Raw genomic sequence first — 17,935 nt, forward strand, 5'->3', positions numbered from 1 at the left:
CCCGATCAGCTCGCACCGCGTACCCCCCCCGTAAGGTTGTCACGCAATGCGGCGACGTCGGGATCGGATTCCACGCGGCAGGTCGTCGCGTTCCACCGCACCGGGCATACGACGGTCGGGTTGTAGTTGAGCTGCTGGCGCTGACCGAGGATGCGCAGCGTCTCCAGGATGCCTTCGGGAGAGCCCACGACGGCGGTGTTGTAGGCGAAGGAGCCATTCCTGCGCCGGCTGCGCACCACCGGGCGCAGCGCCATGCGTTCGATCATGGTGAACAGCACGCCGCATGCGACGGTCAGGTTGAGACCGGTCAGGGAAACGTCCATCTCCATCAGGAAGCACAGCGCGCACAGCACCAGCCAGCAGGTCAGGCCGGCCTGGATGACCAGCAGGTTGACCCGGTAGCCGTCGCCCATCACATGACGATGGTAGATGCCGACGACCTGCAGGCACACGACCCAGATCACCGCGGAGACCAGCAGGCAGACGGCGATGTCGACGGGCAGATCGAAACGCGTCGCATGCGCGGGCGCCGGTTCGCGGCGCAGCCCGAGCACAAGGGCTTCGGCGATGACGAACATCAGTGCGTCACTTGCCATGAGCACGGCGTTGACGACGGAACGCCAGTGCAACGTATTCGCCATCCGCTGGCGAGACATCAGGCCAAGCCGTTCGGCAGTCGACGATACGACTTCGCGGACCGGTTCCACGGATGACAACATCCACCTCCCTCTTGCGTCACTTCATTCACCCCAGCACAGCCCACAGAGGGAGGGGTCGTAGGGACAGTGTACGAAACGGCATCCCCCTCCATTGCCCCGGAAAACCCTTTCCTCACCCCATTCGGCGTGTCGAACGTCGAATCTTACCCCGTTGTGGTATTGACGAGGGGGTAAGGCAGTCAGCACGGAAAAGACTTTCCGCTCCGCTCCATCACGGGCCCGCCACCTCTACCGCCGCGTCGCCCCGCCTTGCCGCCGCACGGGGTGTATCGTTTGACGTATGACGACGATGAAGGAAATAGCAAGCCGGACAGGGGTGTCGGTATCCACGGTGTCGCTGGTGCTCAACAACCGCGACGAAGGACGCGTCAAGCCGGAAATCGCCCGCCGGGTGCGCGCGACCGCGCACGCCCTCGGCTACAAGTCGAACCCGCTGGCCCGTTCCCTGCGCACCGGCAAGACGCGCATTCTCGGCTTCGTCAGCGAGGAGGTCGCTACCACGCCGTACGCGGGCGGCATCATCCTCGGGGCGCAGGACGCGGCCAGCTCGCTTGGATACATGCTGCTCACGGTGAACACGGACGGCACCTCGAACGAGGCTGACGAGATCGCCACGCTCAAACGATACGGCGTGGATGGCTTCATGTACGCGAAGATGTCGAACCGATACGTCGACGTGCCCGACAGCCTCAGGGACTGGCCCCTCGTGCTGGTCGATGCGACCGACCGCGAGGGACGATTCGCGAGCATCGAACCGGATGAGTTCCGCATCGCCTACGACGCGACGAAACGCCTGATCGACGCGGGATGCGAACGTATCGCCTACATCGGCTGCCTGGAGCCGCTGATCGCGCAGGCCGGCCGCCTCGAGGGCTATCGGCGCGCGCTGGAAGACGCCGGACGCGCTTTCGACGAGTCGCTGGTGACGAACGTGCTCAACAACGGGCCTGCGCTCAAGGCCGTGAGCGACCTGTTCGACCGCGCGAATCCGGACGGCGCGTTCTGTTTCAACGACGCCCGCGCATGGTACGTGTACGAATGCGCGGCACGGCGCGGACTGACGATCGGACGGGACGTGTCGGTGGTCGGCGTCGACAACCACCGCGTGTTCGCGGAGACGCTGGCGCCCAAGCTGACCACAGTGGAGCTGCCGCATTACGAGATGGGCTACTGGGCCGCCGTCAAGCTCGTATCGATGATCGAGCCGGACCGTGATCTCGCGGCATTCGAACGGCCGAAGACCACGGCGCCCCTGCCTGCGCTTGACGTGCCGATGCCTGCGAAGATTCACTGCACGCTGGTCGAGAAGGAATCGGTGCGCGGCGAAAACCGTTCCCTCGACTGAGTTTTCGAACTCGTTCTGTCGTCTTTCGACCTTTGAACGTCAATCGATTGACACGACACGCCGAATACGACGTAAATCGTTTGACGTAAATCGTTTGACGCTTTATACTGAAACCACGATTCCCCGCAAGGGCGCGGCAGCCCCGAGTGGAACCCCAAACAACAACACCAACCGCAACATCGCATAAAGACGGCCGCATGGCAGCGGCCGCAAGAGAAAAGGGAAATGCAATGGCAGCAAGCAAGACCGCGGCATGGAAGAATCCTTCCTACCTGCAGAGCTCGTTCGGCATCTTCATGTTCTTCTGTTCATGGGGTGTCTGGTGGTCGTTCTTCCGCATCTGGCTGGAGTCCCTCGGCCTGAGCGGCACCGAGATCGGCACCATCTATTCCATCAACTCCGCCGCGACCATGGTCATCATGTTCGCCTACGGCGCCATCCAGGACCAGCTCGGCATCAAGCGCAACCTCGTGATCGTGATCTCCGTGATCGCCGCGCTCGTCGGCCCGTTCGTCCAGTTCATCTACCATCCGATGCTCGCGGCCGGCGGCTCCATCCGCTGGGCGGGCGCGCTCCTCGGCTCCATCGTGCTGTCGGCCGGCTTCATGGCCGCCTGCTCGCTGCTTGAGGCCGTCACCGAACGCTACTCGCGCAAGTTCAACTTCGAATACGGCCAGTCGCGCGCCTGGGGCTCCTTCGGCTACGCGATCGTGGCCCTGTGCGCCGGCTTCATGTTCAACGTCAACCCGATGATCAACTTCTGGGTCGGCTCCGCCTGCGGCCTGGTCATGCTGTGCATCTACCTGCTGTGGATCCCGACCGAGCAGAAGGCCGAGCTCAAGAAGGCCGCCGATCCGAAGGCAGAGAAGTCCGGCCCGACGTTCAAGGAGATGGTGGGCGTGCTTGGCATGCCGACCCTGTGGGTGCTCATCGTCTTCATGCTGTTCACCAACACCTTCTACGTCGTGTTCGACCAGCAGATGTTCCCGGTCTACTACGCCGGCCTGTTCCCGACCGCCGAAATCGGCAACGCCACCTACGGCACGCTCAACGGCTTCCAGGTCTTCCTCGAGTCCGCGATGATGGGCGTCGTGCCGATCATCATGAAGAAGATCGGCGTGCGCAACTCCCTGCTGCTCGGCGCGACCGTCATGTTCCTGCGCATCGGCCTGTGCGGCGTGTTCCACGATCCGATCACCGTCTCCATCGTCAAGCTGTTCCACTCCATCGAGGTGCCGCTGTTCTGCCTGCCGGCGTTCCGCTACTTCACCCTGCACTTCGACACCAAGCTGTCGGCCACGCTGTACATGGTCGGCTTCCAGATCGCCTCGCAGGTCGGCCAGATCATCTTCTCCACCCCGCTGGGCGCGTTCCATGACTACATGAAGGGCCTCCTGCCGGACAACGACATGGGCTCGCGCGTCACCTTCTGGCTGATCTCCGCCATCGTGCTCGCGGCGCTCATCTACGGCTTCTTCATCATCAAGAAGGACGATCAGGAAGTCGGCGGCGACCCGTTCTACACCGACAAGCAGCTGCGCCAGATGGAAGCGGCCAAGGCCTGATCCCCCGACGGCAGGACAAGGGCGGACGGGTATCACGCCGCACCCCGCCCCTGCCGCCCACCGATTCGTGGCGCCCGGTAGCGTTTCCCCTTTTCCGCCCGGGCGTCGCACCTACTTGCAGCCGTCGCCGGCGGGGAATCGGCGACGGATATCCGTACTTCGATCCAACAGCACAACATACAGAAAGGAACTCAACGATGAGCGAATCCCCCATCTACACCCCGATCAAGGACCACGACGAAGAACTCGCCAAGGCCGAGGCCGGCGTCGCCAAGCTCGCCGCCACCCGCAACGACCGCTGGTATCCGAAGTTCCACATCGCCTCGAACGGCGGCTGGATCAACGACCCGAACGGCCTGTGCTTCTATCAGGGCCGTTGGCACGTCTTCTACCAGCTGCATCCGTACGGCACCCAGTGGGGCCCGATGCACTGGGGCCACGTCTCCTCCGCCGACATGGTGACCTGGCGCCGCGAGCCGATCGCGTTCGCCCCGAGCCTCGAACAGGAGAAGAACGGCGTGTTCTCCGGCGGCGCGGTCATCGGCGACGACGGCAAGGTCAAGTTCTTCTACACCGGTCATCGCTGGGCCAACGGCGTGGACGGCTCCGACGGCGAATGGCAGGTCCAGATGCTCGCCGAACCGGACGACGACGGCCTCACGCACGTCACCAAGCGCGGCATGGTGGTCGACTGCCCGCGCGAGAAGGTCCACTGGCACTTCCGTGACCCGAAGGTCTGGAAGACCGCCGGCAAGTGGTGGATGACGTTCGGAGTCTCTTCCGCCGAGCAGCGCGGCCAGATGTGGCTGTACTCCTCCAGCGACATGGTCGACTGGACGTTCGAGACCGTCCTGTTCCAGCATCCGGATCCGAACGTGTTCATGCTCGAATGCCCCGACTTCTTCCCGATCCGCGACGCGGAAGGCAACGAGAAGTGGGTCATCGGCTACTCGGCGATGGGCGCGAAGAAGCAGGGATTCGACAGCCACAGCACCTCGGCCGCCGGCTACCAGATCGGTTCGTGGACGCCGGGCGAGGCGTTCGTGCCGGAAACCGAGTTCCACCTGTGGGATTGCGGCCACAACTTCTATGCCCCGCAGTCGTTCAACACGGCGGCCGGCGACACCGAGACGCCCGGACGCGACGGCCGCCAGATCATGTACGGCTGGATGAGCCCGTTCATCGAGCCGATCCCGATGCAGGACGACGGCTGGTGCGGCCAGCTGACGCTCCCCCGCGAGATCACGCTCGGCGACCGGTGCGGCGATATCCACACCGCGCCGGTCGCCGAGGTCGAGGGTCTGCGTGAGGACACGATCGACTTCGGCGCGATCGAACTGGCACAGGACGGCGACAAGCTGCTGCTGGACGACGCCGAGGCCGTGGAGATCGAAATGACGATCGATCTGGATGTCTCCACTGCGGAACGTGCGGGCCTGCGCGTGCACGCGACCGGCGACGGCGCCTACACGGCGATCGGCTTCGACGAGCAGATCGGCCGCGTGGTGGTCGACCGTGGTGCGATGGCCAACGGTGACCGTGGTTATCGCGCCGCGCCGCTCGACGTGGATGAGCTGACCGGCAAGCTGGAGCTGCGCGTGTTCGTGGACCGCGGTTCGGTCGAGGTGTATGTGAACCACGGCCACCAGGTCCTGAGCTCCTACGCCTACGCTTCCGAGGGCCCGCGCGCGGTCAAGCTGGTGGCCGAGTCCGGTTCGCTGAAGGTCGACAGCCTGAAGATCCACCACCTCAAGTCCATCGGACTGGAGTAGTTCTCCTCGCTCTGATTCATATGAACACGGCAGAGGCCGGAATCACGCCAATGTGATTCCGGCCTCTGTGCGTTATCGTGCGGTTTTTCGGTTCCCGTGATCATCGGGGCGGATACCGGGAACCGGAGACGCTACTTGGTCACCCCGCCGAAGCGACGGTCGCGGTGCACGTAATGGTCGATGGACCGCCACAGCACCTCGCGTCCGCAGTCGGGGAACAGTTCGGGCACGAAGTCAAGTTCGGCATAGGCGGCCTGCCACGGCAGGAAGTTAGACGTGCGCTGCTCGCCGGACGTGCGGATCACCAGATCGCAGTCGGGCACGTCGGGCAGGTACAGATGGTCGGCGATCATCTTCTCGGTGACGCGGTCGCCGGAGATGCGTCCGTCGCGCACCTCCTTCGCGATCGCCGCGCACGCGTCCGCGATCTCGGCACGGCCGCCGTAGTTGATGCAGAACACCACGTCGATGACCTTGTTGTTCTTGGTGCGTTCCTGCGCCACCTCAAGCTCGTCGATCACCGACTTCCACAGCTTCGGACGGCGTCCCGACCAGCGCACGCGCACGCCCCACTCGTCCATCTGCGCCACGCGGCGGTGGATGATCTCACGCGAGAAGCCCATCAGAAAGCGCACTTCCTGCGGGGAACGCTTCCAGTTCTCGGTCGAGAACGTGTACAGCGACAGGTAGCGCACGCCCGCCTCGATCGCGCCGGCGATCGTGTCGAACACCACCGGTTCGGCGGCCTGATGCCCGTTGGTGCGGATCATGCCGCGCTGCTTGGCCCACCGGCCGTTGCCGTCCATGATCACGCCCACATGACGGGGCACCTTGTTCTTCGGGAAATCGGGGATGATCGACGGGTCGGAAAAAGGCGCCGCCGGAATGTCCAGCGACGTGTAGTCGACGTTCTCAAAAGCCATAAGCGCTAATCTAGCAACCGCAGTGAACGAATGGGCCGTTCCATGTAGTACTCGCTCCACTCCTCCACCAACCGGCGCGTGTCCGGCAGCAGTTCCCCCGAATCGAGCACGGTCCAGTCGCCGCGCACCAGCGCCGCGAACTGGTTCAGCACCACCGGCTCGACCCGATGCGAGTCCGGCGTATGGTCGGCCGCGCACATCACGCCTCCCGACGCCACGGACAGGTACGCGGGCGAGCCGGCCGGGTCGCCGCACACCACGCAGGCGGCCAGTCGCGGCAGCCATCCGGCCAGAGCCAGCGCGCGCATGACGTACGAGTCGCCGACCATGGCAGGCGCATGCGCGTGCTTGGCGAGCGCGTTCAGCGCGCCGATGAGCAGCTGGTATTGCACGGGGGTGCGCTCGTGTTCCGCGGAGACGAGCTTGTCCGCGGTTTCGACGATGACGCCGGCGGCGACGTACGCGTCGTAGTCGGCGCAGATCGGAGCGGCGTATGCGGCGATGGCGTCGGCCTGGGAGACGACGTCGAGCGAGCGACCGGTGGCGATGAGCACGTCGACGCGCATGAACGGTTCGAGACGGCCGCCGAAACGGTTCCTGACCTTGCGTACGCCCTTGGCGACGGCGCGGATCTTGCCGTGGCCGCGCGTGAGCATGGTGATGATGCGGTCCGCCTCGCCGAGTTTGGCGGTGCGCAGCACCACGGCCTCGTCACGGTACAGCGGCATGGCACGGCTCCTTCCCGTATCCGTCTGGTTTGCTCCCCCTGAAGGGGAAGCTGTCAGCGAAGCTGACTGAGGGGGCGAAACACCCGACACATTCACACCAAATCCAACCAACGCTAATACACGAACAGTCCCCAGAACGCGAAGAACAACAGTATATGCACCATCGCGACGGCGGTGATCCAGAACAGCACGCGCCCGAGCCGCGTGGAGGCGAGCACTGGCTCGCGTCCGCTCACCACGGCCCTGATCGAACCGGACCGCGGCGGCCATTGCAGGATGCCGCGCACGGCCGCCACTTCTATCAGCCGTGCGAACACGCCGCTCCACGCCCACACCACCAGGGTACAGACGATCTGGATGACCGGCCAGCTCCATCGCATGATGCCCGGATCCGCGTCCGGCGCACTCCCCCATGCGAGCCGCACGACGCCCATGATCACTTGTCCGAGGCCGGCGGCGAACAGCAGCATCGTCGCCAGCGTGGTCAGGGTCAGGGTCAGCATCGCGCCGCCGAATCCGTTGGTGAATCCCAACGCGTTGCGTCGGCCATGCAGACGCACCCGGATCGTCGCCGCGGCGGCCACGATCGTCGTGGTCAGCCAGATCAGCAGCAGAGCGATCATCGAGATGTGCAACGCCAATCCATAGACGGTCAGCCCTCGCCGTGCGCCCAGATCGTCGGGCACAGCGATCGACTGGTAGAGCGAATCGCCGGCGACACGTTCGCTGGTCTGCGTGAGACCCGCCACGGTGCCGGCCGCCCATGCGACGACGTCACGCGCGTAGTCGTCGGCGAACGGCGTACCGTCCTCCTCGTCGCTGCCGAGCCGCATCACATGGTTGGCGATCGGATAGGCGCGCACCGTGACGTCGGCATTGCCTGTCCGCCGCGCAAGGTCGAAGATCGTTTCGGTGCCGTCGACCTGCGCGGTCATCACGTCCTTCGACCCGTACGCCACGAACGTGGGGATCGAATAGGCCGATTTGCCGGGCATGCCGTCGAGGTCGAGGTTCGTCAGGCCGAGCAGCGACGTGTCGGCGTTGAACACGCGACGCACGATCGACTGGTATCCGTCGCTTGCGCCGACGAGCGTGAAATCCTGCGCGGCGAGGAATCCGAGCGACTGGCGGGGCGAGTACACCATCGGGCTGAGCAGGACCTGGAACGCGACGTCGCGGTCCCGTTCCAGCAGGTACGTGGAGATCCACGTCGATTCGCTGGTCGCGTAGATGCCGACCTTCGTCCCGTCGACGTTCGAAAGATTCCGCAGATAGTCGATGACCTGATCGTAGGCGGCGGCCGACGCCGGATAGTCGCGGGTGACGTCGTTGGTGGACCAGATCGGCTTGTCGATGACGGCGGTGACGAATCCGGCGGATGCCATGTCGGTGGCGATGTCGCCGAACGAATCGTCCGGGGTGCCGCCGTGGCCGGCGCCGTGCATGAACACGACGGCCGGCAGATCGCGCAGCGCCGTGCCGTTGCCGGAGGACGTCTTCGGCTCCCGGATCAGCACGTGGATGCGCTGCGTTTCGCCGGTCGAAGGCCGCGTCGCGGTGACGGCCGTTTCGTGTTGCGCGACGTCGTAGTCGCCGATGCCGTGCAGCGTGACGTGATCGGGATTCGCGAACGTGACGGACGTGTCCGCGGCGAGCGAGGCGATCGTGCGGCCGGTCGGCTCGTTGTCCCATGGCACGGTGGTCGCGTTCGAGACGTAGACCAGCATGCCGAGCAGCATGACGAAGATCGGCAGGCGCAGCATCAGGCGCCGCCCGCGGGTCCATGGACGCGGCGCGGCCGACGATGCGTCCTGCCGTTCCCGCTGCGTCATGCCGCGCGGTTCGGGTGTTGGATCGGCACGACGACCGGGCCGGTGGAACCGGCCGGCACCTGGCCGTCGGCTTCCATCTGCGCGGCGATGTCGTTGGCGATGGTGAGCAGCGTGTCGACGATCTGGTCTTCGGGCACGGTCTTGATGACCTTGCCCTTGATGAAGATCTGGCCCTTGCCGTTGCCGGACGCCACGCCGAGATCGGCCTCGCGAGCCTCGCCCGGGCCGTTGACGATGCAGCCCATGACGGCCACGCGAATCGGCGCGGTGACGTCCTTGAGGCCTTCGGTCACCGCGGAGGCGAGCTGGATCACGTCTACCTGCGCGCGGCCGCAGCTCGGGCAGGAGATGATGTCGAACTTGCGCGGGCGCAGGCCCATGTATTCGAGCAGCTTGCAGCCGACCTTCACCTCTTCGACCGGCGGCGCGGACAGGGACACGCGGATCGTGTCGCCGATGCCCTCGGCCAAGAGCGCGCCGAACGCAAGGCACGACTTGATGGTGCCCTGCCATGCCGGGCCGGCCTCGGTGACGCCGAGATGCAGCGGCCAGTCGCCCTTCGAGGCGAGCAGACGGTAGGTCTCGACCATCGTGATCACGTCGTGGTGCTTGACGGAGATCTTGAAGTCGTGGAAGCCGACGTCCTCGAACATGCGCGCCTCCTTGAGCGCGGACGCCACGAGGGCTTCTGGGGTCGGGCCGCCGTACTTGGCGTACAGCTCCTTGTCGAGCGATCCGGCGTTCACGCCGATGCGCAGGGAGATGCCCGCGTCGGTGGCCGCCTTGCAGATGTCGGGGCCGACCTGGTCGAACTTGCGGATGTTGCCCGGGTTGACGCGCACCGCGGCGCAGCCCGCGTCGATGGCCTGGAACACGTACTTGGACTGGAAGTGGATGTCGGCGATGACCGGGATCGGCGACTTGCGTACGATCTCGGGCAGCGCGTCGGCGTCGTCCTGGCTGGGCACGGCGACGCGCACGATGTCGCAGCCGGCCGCGGTGAGCTCGGCGATCTGCTGGAGCGTGGCGGGCACGTCGGCCGTGAGCGTGTTGGTCATCGACTGCACGGAGATCGGTGCGCCGCCGCCGACCGGCACCGGACCGACCATGATGCGGCGTGACTTGCGGCGCGGGTGCAGCGGCGATTCGCTGGTCAGTGCGACCGGATCGCCGGTTTTGCGGAACGGCTTGGCGACGGACGCGTCTGCGGTCTCGGACATGGATTCGGCATTCGACAGGTTCATGGTCTGGTTCGTTTCCCTTTGCACGGGTCTGGTCATGGTTACGGGCCGGCGTTGAACGCACGGCCCGTATTCTCGAGTGTCTACTGCTTGTCTATCAGATCGTCCGCACGACGGCGGGCTTCCGATTCGATTCGGCTCATTTCCTCCACGGATTCGAACAACGGATCGCCGCGCAGTTCGGCGTCCATCTCGTCGAGCACGGCCTTGACGGTGTCGACGATGCCGAGGTACGGCAGACGATGGTCGAGGAACGCGTGCACGGCCTGCTCGTTGGCCGCGTTGAGTACCGCCGTATGCTTTTCCGAGGCGCTCAGGCAGTGACGTGCCAGCGACACGGCGGGGAACGCCTCGTCGTCCAGCGGCTCGAACGTCCAATTGGCGGCCTTCGTCCAATCGCAGGCCGCGGCGACGTCGTCCATGCGGTCGGGCGCGGACAGGCCGAGCGCGATCGGCAGTCGCATGTCCGGCGGCGAAGCCTGGCAGATCGTCGCGCCGTCGCAGAATTCGACCATCGAATGCACGATGGACTGCGGATGCACGGTCACATCGATGCGATCGGGGGCGATGTCGAACAGGCGGCTCGCTTCGATGACCTCAAGGCCCTTGTTCATCAGCGTGGACGAATTGATGGTGACGACCGGGCCCATATGCCAGGTCGGATGGTTCAGCGCCTGTTCCGGCGTGATGCCGGTCATGTCGGCACGCTTGAGCCCACGGAACGGGCCGCCGGAGGCGGTGACGATGAGCTTGCTGACCTCGCCGTGCGTGCCGGCGCGCAGCGACTGCCAGATCGCGGAATGCTCGGAATCGACCGGGTTGATCTGGTTGTCGCGCGTCTGCGAACCGAACAGCAGGTGTCCGCCTGCGACGACCGATTCCTTGTTCGCCAAGGCGAGCTGGGAACCGGCCTTGAGCGCCGCGATCGACGGTTCGAGGCCGATGGAACCGGTGATGCCGTTAAGCACGACGCTGGCACCGGATCCGGCCAGGCCGATCACCGCGTCGGGCCCGGCCTGCACGCTGGTGTACGTGGCTCCGGCCCGGTCAAGGGCCTCGCGCACCGCCTTGGCGGCGTTTTTGTCGGCCACGGCGACCTGCGGCACATGGAATTTCGCCGCCTGTTGCGCCAGCAATTCGACATGGGAGCCGCCGGCTGCGAGACCGGTGACGGTGAACCGGTCCGGATGACGGGAGATGACGTCAAGACCCTGGGTGCCGATGGATCCGGTGGATCCGAGGATGACGACCGACGCCTGTTGTTTCACGTTGCGCCTTTCTTCGCTGAGTGTCTTGTCGCGCCGTTTGCCACGGCGCCCGCCGGTGGCCGCCGATGCGGCCGCGGCCTTGCTACTCGTGCTTCTTGTCGTCGCCGCCGTACAGCGACGGGAACGACAGGTCCGGGATGTCCGTGTCGACCGGCGGGAACAGCGACGGGAACACCGTGGTGCCCTGCTTCTCCTTCGGCTGGGACGCCGCGTCGTCATGGTCGGCGCCGTCCTCGGACGACTGCGGGGCCGCGGGAGCGACCGTCGCGGCGGCCGGAGCGGAGACCGAAATGGCGGCCGGAGCGGCGGCGGGCGCCGGCGTTTCGGCGACGGCCGGTTCCTGTGCGACGACGGACTGGCTTACGCGGCCGCGCGGCGTCGAGCGGACGGGCTTGACCGCCGGCGCGAAGGACTGTGGCATGGCGTCGGCCATGGACTCCGGGGAGAAGGTTTCGGTCGTGGCCCCGTCGGTTGCGGGTTCGGGCTCGCTGACGGATGCGATGATCTGTTCCACCGAGGGCACGCTCGGCGTCGACAGGCTCGGCATATGGGGACGGAACGCGCTCGGCGCGTCCATTTCCTGCGAGGCCTCGGCCATATGCGCCAGTTGGGCGAGCGAGGAGTCGGGGTCGATGGTTATGGCGGCATGCGCGCCGGCGCCAGGCAGCACCGACGGCTTGTCGTCCTGCGGCTGGGCGGCGACCGAGGTCGCCGTGTCCGCCGTCGCGGTCACGGACGGCGTCGCATCGTCCTGCGGAGCCGAGGCCGGAGCGAAGGACGGAGCCACCGGTGCCGGAGCGGGAACGGTCGGTGCGGGTTCGACCGCCGCGGACGGCTGGGGCGGAACCACCGGCGTGGCGGCCGGAGCGGCGGCCGGAGCGGTGAAGATGGCCTGTTCGGCCTTGTGCAACGCGTCGAAGGATTCCTTGTCGGCATCCGACACGGCCGGGGATGCCGCGGCCGTCGCCTGCTGCGTGGCGCCGGCGGGGAACAGAGGGGCGACACCGCCGTACTGGCCGGCGGGATTTGCCGCCGTTTCGCCGGCGGTCTCCTCGCCTTCGCCGTGCATGAGATCGGACACGCGAGCGAAGGACTCGATGCGGCTGAGCAGGCGAACGCAGGCGTTCAGGAAATAATCCACCTGTCGTTCGTCATATCCGCGCTTGCCCTTGCGCTGCGTGAAGATGGCATTGCTCACCGAGGCGGCGGTCACATTCGCGAACCGTTCGGCGTCCTTCGCGTCCATGCCGTCCACGCCGAGCGATGCCGCCGCCTTGTCGACGACGTCGTCGATCAGGGAGTCGACCTGCTTGCGGTCATAGGAGGGACGCTTCTTCTGGCCGTCACGGAATCGTTCGCGCGGCGCGCGAGAAGCGTGCTCGGCGATCTGGCGGTACAGCTCCTCGGTCTGGGCGCGCCATGCGACACGGCCCTGTTCGGCGATCTGCGAGGCGGTCTGGCGATCCACGACGGCCCGCTCCAGACGCGACAGCGCGGCGTCCACCTGCGCGATGTCATAGCCTCCCTTGGCCAGGTCGAAGGAGACGTTCTGGATATCCTGCTGCGTCAGCGCGGACTCGTCGCTGTCGTAGAGCGCGTGCGCCCGTTCGAGGAACGCGTCGACCTGCCCGGTATCGTAACCCTGCTTGCGATTCGAGGCACGGGCAATGGACGACCCGCCGCGTTCGGCTTCAGCTTCCTGCGCCATCGGATATCAACCTCCTATGGATAAGTACTGACGTGAACCAACTGTACGTTGCGCTTTCGACTCATGCGCGCCGCAGGTCGCGCGGACGCGCACACGGCGCCGACCGGACGCGGCAGCCACGCCGTGTCGCACACGTCCTGCCGGTTACGCTATGGTAGTGCATCGCGGGCGATTAGCTCAGTTGGTTAGAGCGCCACCTTTACACGGTGGACGTCGGGGGTTCGAGTCCCTCATCGCCCACGATTACGCGAATGCCGCGTCCGACGTACGGGTCGGGCGCGGCATTCGTCGTATCGGATGCCTGACGGCCTCGTTCGGCCGCGGATCGGTCTCAGCGGCCCTTGCCGAAGGCGCGCAGGTGGATGCCGTTCCAGTCCTTGCTGATGGTCAGCGGGGTTGCGGCGTTCATGCCGGCGGTCTTCGCGGCGGACTGCACGGTGCTGGAGCTCGCGGCTCCCGGACGTCCGGGCTTGGGGGTGAGCACCCACAGCGGACCGTCGTCGCCGAGCACCGCATAGGCGTCCACGATCACGTCGGACAGCTCGTCCTCGTCGTCTCCGTCACGCCACCAGATGATCACGCCGTCCACGGCGGAGTCATAATCCTCGTCGACCAGATCCTCGCCGGTCAGGTTCTCGATCTTGGCGCGGATGGAATCGTCCACGTCGTCGTCCCACAACCATTCCTGAACGATGTCTCCTTGGTGGAAACCGAACTCTTCAGCGTTATCAGATGCCGTTTGATTCACGGAACACACATTAGCAACAAGCTGGGAACAGGTGCGTTAACGAGCGCGGCGCGTCTCGAAAAGCGGGCATCAGGCCACGCAGTGCGGCAGGTCGTCGCCTTCGCCCTTGCCGATGGCCACGAGCGCGCGGTACGCGTCGTCAAGCGTCGAGACCTTCACGTCGCGCAGTCCTTGAGGCACGTGGCCGACGACCTCGTCGCAATTCGATTCGGGCGCGAGGAACCAGGTCGCGCCGTCACGCTTCGCGCCGAGCATCTTGAGACGGATGCCGCCGATCGCACCGACCTTGCCGTTCTTGGACATCGTGCCGGTACCGGCGATGGTCTTGCCGCCGGTCTCGTTCTCCGGCGTGAGCTTGTCGATCAGTCCGAGCGCATACATCATGCCGGCGGACGGACCGCCGATGTCATCGACGTGCATGGTGACCTTCACGCCGTCCGTGTCCAGCCCGAGCTTCTTCGCATACGCGAGCGCGGCGGCCGTCGCGGCGGTCTGCGACGAGGACATCTCCCGCTCGCTTTCCTTCTGATATTCCTCGGCGGTCTGTCCGACGGGGACGACGGCCTCCTGCGGCATGACGGTCTGGTCGGGGTCGAGCCAAGCCCATACGGCCTGCGCGTTGGTGACCGGATAGCCGGGGACGCCGGACGCGTTCACCGTGACCAGCAGCAGCTTGCCGCCGTCGTCGTGTGTGTCCGCTCCCGTGACCGTGATGATCGCCTTGCCGTTCGTTTCGCCGAGCACGTTCGCGGTCGGCCCGGGCCCTTCCACGGCGTAGGCGCTGGGCAGGCACAGCACGACGACGGACAGCAGCATCGCGAGCGAACCGGCGAAATAGCGGGCCGGAACCTGGGTGCCGATGCCGTAGTACGCCTTGATGGCGGCGATCGGGTGACGCAGGAACGAGCGCATCGCGCGCGAGGCGCCCCGACGGAATATGCCTTTGGCGTGAGACTGGCGTTTCGTGTGCATGTTCGGCATACCTCCCATACTATGGAACCAACCGACGTTAACACATGAAGCGGGGAACCGACTATGGACGAGAACGCAATCCACCGGTGGCTGATCGAATGCTTCGGCCCGATCCAGGGCGAAATGGCCTTCAAGCAGCTCAATGACCTGCCGGATGCGATCAAGGACCAGCTCATGAGCCAGGATCCTTCCAAGCTGCCCAAGCCGAGCGAGGTGCAGGCGCTGATGCAGGCGTTCACGACGGGCGGGCTGAACACGCCGAGCGAAATGCAGCAGACCATGTCCGAGGGGCCGATCAACGTGAAGCTCGCCAAGTCTATCGCGTTGCAGCAGGCGAACGGCGAGGGATCGGCGGCTTCGGTCAGCGCCGAATCGGGCGCCGCGGCACGGCGGGCGATGAGCGAGGCGAACCTGTGGCTGGACACCGCCTGCGAAATGGATCCGGTGACGGGCAGCCCCGAAGTGCTTACCCGCGCGGGCTGGGTCGAGGGCACGATCGACGCGTGGGCGAAATTCGCCGCGCCGGTGGCCGAGTCGATGAACGACGCGCTTGCCTCGGTGATCTCGGATCGTCTGGGCGACTCGTTCGACGGCGAGATCGCCGGCGTGTTCGCCGGCCCCGTGTCGATCCCGATTCCCGAGGGCATGAAGAACCCGGCCCAGCTGATGAGGCTGCTCGGCAACACGTCGTTCGCCATGCAGCTGGGGCGCGCCGCCGGCGACCTGTCCCATGAGGTGCGCGGCTGTTTCGACCAGGGCATCGCATTGCTGTCGAACCCGGCGGGCGGTCTGATCGTGCAGAACGTCGAGGAATACGCGAAGACGCTGGATATTCCCGTGGGCGAGGTCATGTCGTTCCTTGCGTTGCGCGAAGTGGCGCATGCGCGTCTGTTCGCGGCCGTGCCGTGGCTGATGCCGCGTTTCGAGGCGCTGATCGGCAAGTACGCGCGCGGCGTGGACATCGATCTCGACGCGATGGAGGAGCAGCTGCGCGAGGCGTCGAGTATGGATCCCGAGGCGATTTCGGGTGCGGTGAATCTGACGAAGGTCGGTATCGCGGACACCCCGGAGCAGCAGGAGGCGAAGCGTTCTCTGGAGACGCTGCTCGCCTTGGTCGAGGGCTGGGTCGATTGCGTGACGTGGCGTGCCGGCATGCCGCATATCGCGCATATCGAACAGCTGCGCGAGATGATCCGCCGCGAACGCGCGGTGGGCGGTCCGGCCGAGCGCACGTTCGAATCGCTGCTGGGCCTCGAACTGCGCCCGAAGCGGATGCGCGAGGCGGCGGCGCTGTGGGAGCGGATCGGCGCCGCCGAGGGCGCAGAGGCCCGCGACGCGAAGTGGGGCCATCCGGATCTGCTGCCGTCGCTGCCCGACGAACGTCCTGCGGCCGATGTCGCTGCCGACGGCGACGGTTCCGCCACGGACGCGACGGCCGGCAGCACGTCGGATGGAACCGGCGCGGCCATCGACTGGGATGCCGAACTCAGCAAGCTGCTTGACGAGAACGGCGGCGACGCGACGGACGAGACCGGGGACGGTCCGCAGCAGTAGACGGGATCCTATAGGAAACGGCTGGGCACGCGTTCGCGCGCGGCCAGCCCATCCTTGGTGCGCGCGTAGGACAGGTGCAGCGAATCCTCCGCGCGGGTGACGCCGACATAGGCAAGCCGCCGCTCCTCCTCGAGAGCGTCGCCGTCCGTCGGCGAACCGTACGGCAGCAGTCCTTCCGAACAGCCGACCAGAAACACATGCCTGAATTCCAGGCCCTTGGACGCGTGGATCGTGGACACGGTCACGGCGCCGAGCTGCGCGCCACCGTCCACGCCCAGCGATTCGAGCAATGCCTGCCGCCCGACCGGATCGTCCCCGCTTCCCGACCATCCGGCATCCCTGCGCACGCGGTAGCGCAGACCGGCTTCGCGCAGCGCCGTGCAGAACACCTGCTGTTGCGCGTTGATGCGGGTGAGGATCGCGCAGTCGGCAGGATCGACGCCGCGCGCCGCCATGTTCGCGATGCGTCCGGCCACCCCGCGCGCCTCCTCGGCGTCCGTCCCGTACACCATGTGACTGACGCGCGCGCCGTCGTCGCGCGCCGACGTCAGCCGCAGGTAGTCCGCGCGTTCGGGCGACCTGGCAAGCACACGATTCGCGTACCCGACGATCTGCGGCGTGGAACGGTAATCGACGTTCAGGCTCACGTCGGCCGCCAACGGGCCGAACTGGTCGGCGAACGCGAGCAGGTCGTAGCTGCTCGCGCCGGCGAACGAGTAAATCGTCTGCGCGGGGTCCCCTACCACGCACACGTCACGGTTGTCTCCCAGCCACAGTGTCATCAGCCGATGCTGCAATGGCGAAACGTCCTGGTATTCGTCGACGGTCAGCCACCGCACGGATCTGCGGATCGTCTCGGCGGCTTCGTCGAACTCGTCGAGCACGTGGCATGCGATCAGCAGGATGTCGTCGAAGTCGATCAGCCCGTGCGCGGTTTTCTCCCGTTCGTAGCATTCGTACACGTCCTCGAAGCGCTGCGGGTCGAGGTCGGCCGGCGGACGGCGGTGCAGGGACGCGCATACGCGCGGATAGTCGCCGGGCGCGACCAGCGACACCTTCGCCCAGTTGATCTCGGCCTGCACGTCGCGCACCGTCAGGTCGTCGAGTTCGATGCCGCCGCAGGCCTGCCGCATGGCGGTCGCGACGAGGCGCCGCGGTTCGCCGTCGTCGGCGACGTGCGGGAACGGGGCGTCGCAGATGTCCTCCCAGACGCGGCGCAGCTGGTGCAACGCGGCCGAATGGAACGTGGCCGCCGTCACCGCGTCGCCCACGCCGAGGGAGCGCAGACGGGAACGCATTTCGGCCGCGGCCTTCACCGAGAACGTCACGGCGAGCGTGCCGGCCGGTTCCCATGCGCCGCTCGCGCACGCGTAGGCGATACGCCGGGTGACCGTGCGCGTCTTGCCGGCGCCGGCGCCCGCGATGATGCGCACCGGCCCGTGCACCGTGGTCGCCGCATGGTATTGCGCCTCGTCCAGTCCTTCGAGGATGCTTTCCGCCTGTTTGCCGTCCGCACTTGTCATGCGTCCATTGTGGCAGTTCCCACGGGACCGGCGCACC

General features: G+C 66.2%; 14 protein-coding genes and 1 tRNA gene. 5 read left to right on the forward strand and 10 right to left on the reverse strand.

The genetic code is table 11. The features are described 5' to 3' along the window. Positions 1 to 5: 5 nt before the first annotated feature. A complete protein-coding gene (locus GFD25_RS07015; protein ID WP_163231297.1) occupies positions 6 to 719 on the reverse strand; it encodes a hypothetical protein in 714 nt (237 codons plus the stop codon). Positions 720 to 999: 280 nt separating this feature from the next. On the opposite strand from GFD25_RS07015, the gene GFD25_RS07020 reads away from it, so the two are divergent. The 3 genes from GFD25_RS07020 to GFD25_RS07030 all read left to right on the forward strand — a co-directional run bounded on the left by GFD25_RS07020 (position 1,000) and on the right by GFD25_RS07030 (position 5,401). After that, entirely contained in the window at positions 1,000 to 2,064 is a 1,065-nt protein-coding gene (locus GFD25_RS07020; protein ID WP_163231299.1) for a LacI family DNA-binding transcriptional regulator, read from the forward strand. Between the two features lie 146 nt (positions 2,065 to 2,210). Further along, positions 2,211 to 3,629, forward strand: coding sequence for an oligosaccharide MFS transporter (locus GFD25_RS07025; protein ID WP_476727074.1), 1,419 nt, complete (start codon positions 2,211 to 2,213; stop codon positions 3,627 to 3,629). A 197-nt stretch (positions 3,630 to 3,826) separates the two neighbouring features. Further along, positions 3,827 to 5,401, forward strand: coding sequence for a glycoside hydrolase family 32 protein (locus tag GFD25_RS07030; protein ID WP_163231302.1), 1,575 nt, complete (start codon positions 3,827 to 3,829; stop codon positions 5,399 to 5,401). Between the two features lie 131 nt (positions 5,402 to 5,532). Here GFD25_RS07030 and GFD25_RS07035 read toward each other — a convergent pair whose 3' ends face one another. From GFD25_RS07035 to GFD25_RS07060, 6 genes are all read right to left on the reverse strand, one after another. Further along, complete coding sequence (locus GFD25_RS07035) at positions 5,533 to 6,324, reverse strand: isoprenyl transferase (protein ID WP_163231304.1); 792 nt, start codon at positions 6,322 to 6,324, stop codon at positions 5,533 to 5,535. A gap of 5 nt (positions 6,325 to 6,329) precedes the next feature. Then, the gene (gene recO, locus GFD25_RS07040) at positions 6,330 to 7,052 is read right to left on the reverse strand and encodes a DNA repair protein RecO (protein WP_163231306.1); all 723 of its coding nucleotides are present in this window, start codon (positions 7,050 to 7,052) and stop codon (positions 6,330 to 6,332) included. 113 nt (positions 7,053 to 7,165) lie between these two features. Then, positions 7,166 to 8,884 carry an alpha/beta hydrolase family protein gene (locus tag GFD25_RS07045; RefSeq protein WP_204314815.1) on the reverse strand — a complete coding sequence of 573 codons (1,719 nt, stop codon included), beginning with the start codon at positions 8,882 to 8,884 and terminating at the stop codon, positions 7,166 to 7,168. Beyond that, the gene (gene ispG / locus GFD25_RS07050) at positions 8,881 to 10,104 is read right to left on the reverse strand and encodes a flavodoxin-dependent (E)-4-hydroxy-3-methylbut-2-enyl-diphosphate synthase (RefSeq protein WP_163231418.1); all 1,224 of its coding nucleotides are present in this window, start codon (positions 10,102 to 10,104) and stop codon (positions 8,881 to 8,883) included. The genes GFD25_RS07045 and ispG overlap by 4 nt, the downstream gene beginning before the upstream one ends. A 104-nt stretch (positions 10,105 to 10,208) precedes the next feature. Continuing rightward, the gene (gene dxr, locus GFD25_RS07055) at positions 10,209 to 11,393 is read right to left on the reverse strand and encodes a 1-deoxy-D-xylulose-5-phosphate reductoisomerase (RefSeq protein ID WP_163231308.1); all 1,185 of its coding nucleotides are present in this window, start codon (positions 11,391 to 11,393) and stop codon (positions 10,209 to 10,211) included. 82 nt (positions 11,394 to 11,475) lie between these two features. Beyond that, on the reverse strand, positions 11,476 to 13,101 hold the full coding sequence (locus GFD25_RS07060; RefSeq protein ID WP_163231310.1) for a DivIVA domain-containing protein: 1,626 nt from the start codon (positions 13,099 to 13,101) through the stop codon (positions 11,476 to 11,478). 166 nt (positions 13,102 to 13,267) lie between these two features. Here GFD25_RS07060 and GFD25_RS07065 point away from each other — a divergent pair. Beyond that, positions 13,268 to 13,341, forward strand: a tRNA-Val gene (locus GFD25_RS07065). Positions 13,342 to 13,432: 91 nt separating this feature from the next. Here the strand turns inward: GFD25_RS07065 and GFD25_RS07070 are convergent. Both GFD25_RS07070 and GFD25_RS07075 read right to left on the reverse strand, forming a co-directional pair. Continuing rightward, positions 13,433 to 13,858 (reverse strand): DUF3052 family protein, encoded by a 426-nt coding sequence (locus GFD25_RS07070; protein WP_163231312.1) that lies wholly within the window; start codon positions 13,856 to 13,858, stop codon positions 13,433 to 13,435. A gap of 60 nt (positions 13,859 to 13,918) precedes the next feature. Beyond that, on the reverse strand, positions 13,919 to 14,830 hold the full coding sequence (locus GFD25_RS07075) for a YlbL family protein (protein WP_163231314.1): 912 nt from the start codon (positions 14,828 to 14,830) through the stop codon (positions 13,919 to 13,921). Positions 14,831 to 14,884: 54 nt separating this feature from the next. Between GFD25_RS07075 and GFD25_RS07080 the strand changes: the two genes are divergently transcribed. Beyond that, positions 14,885 to 16,375: a zinc-dependent metalloprotease gene (locus GFD25_RS07080; protein ID WP_163231316.1), complete on the forward strand. Its 1,491-nt coding sequence runs from the start codon at positions 14,885 to 14,887 to the stop codon at positions 16,373 to 16,375. Between the two features lie 8 nt (positions 16,376 to 16,383). Here the strand turns inward: GFD25_RS07080 and GFD25_RS07085 are convergent, their stop codons facing one another. After that, positions 16,384 to 17,898: an ATP-dependent helicase gene (locus GFD25_RS07085; RefSeq protein ID WP_163231318.1), complete on the reverse strand. Its 1,515-nt coding sequence runs from the start codon at positions 17,896 to 17,898 to the stop codon at positions 16,384 to 16,386. Positions 17,899 to 17,935 lie beyond the last annotated feature (37 nt).

Source organism: Bifidobacterium aerophilum, from assembly GCF_010667685.1.
Classification (GTDB): Bacteria; Actinomycetota; Actinomycetes; order Actinomycetales; family Bifidobacteriaceae; genus Bifidobacterium; species Bifidobacterium aerophilum.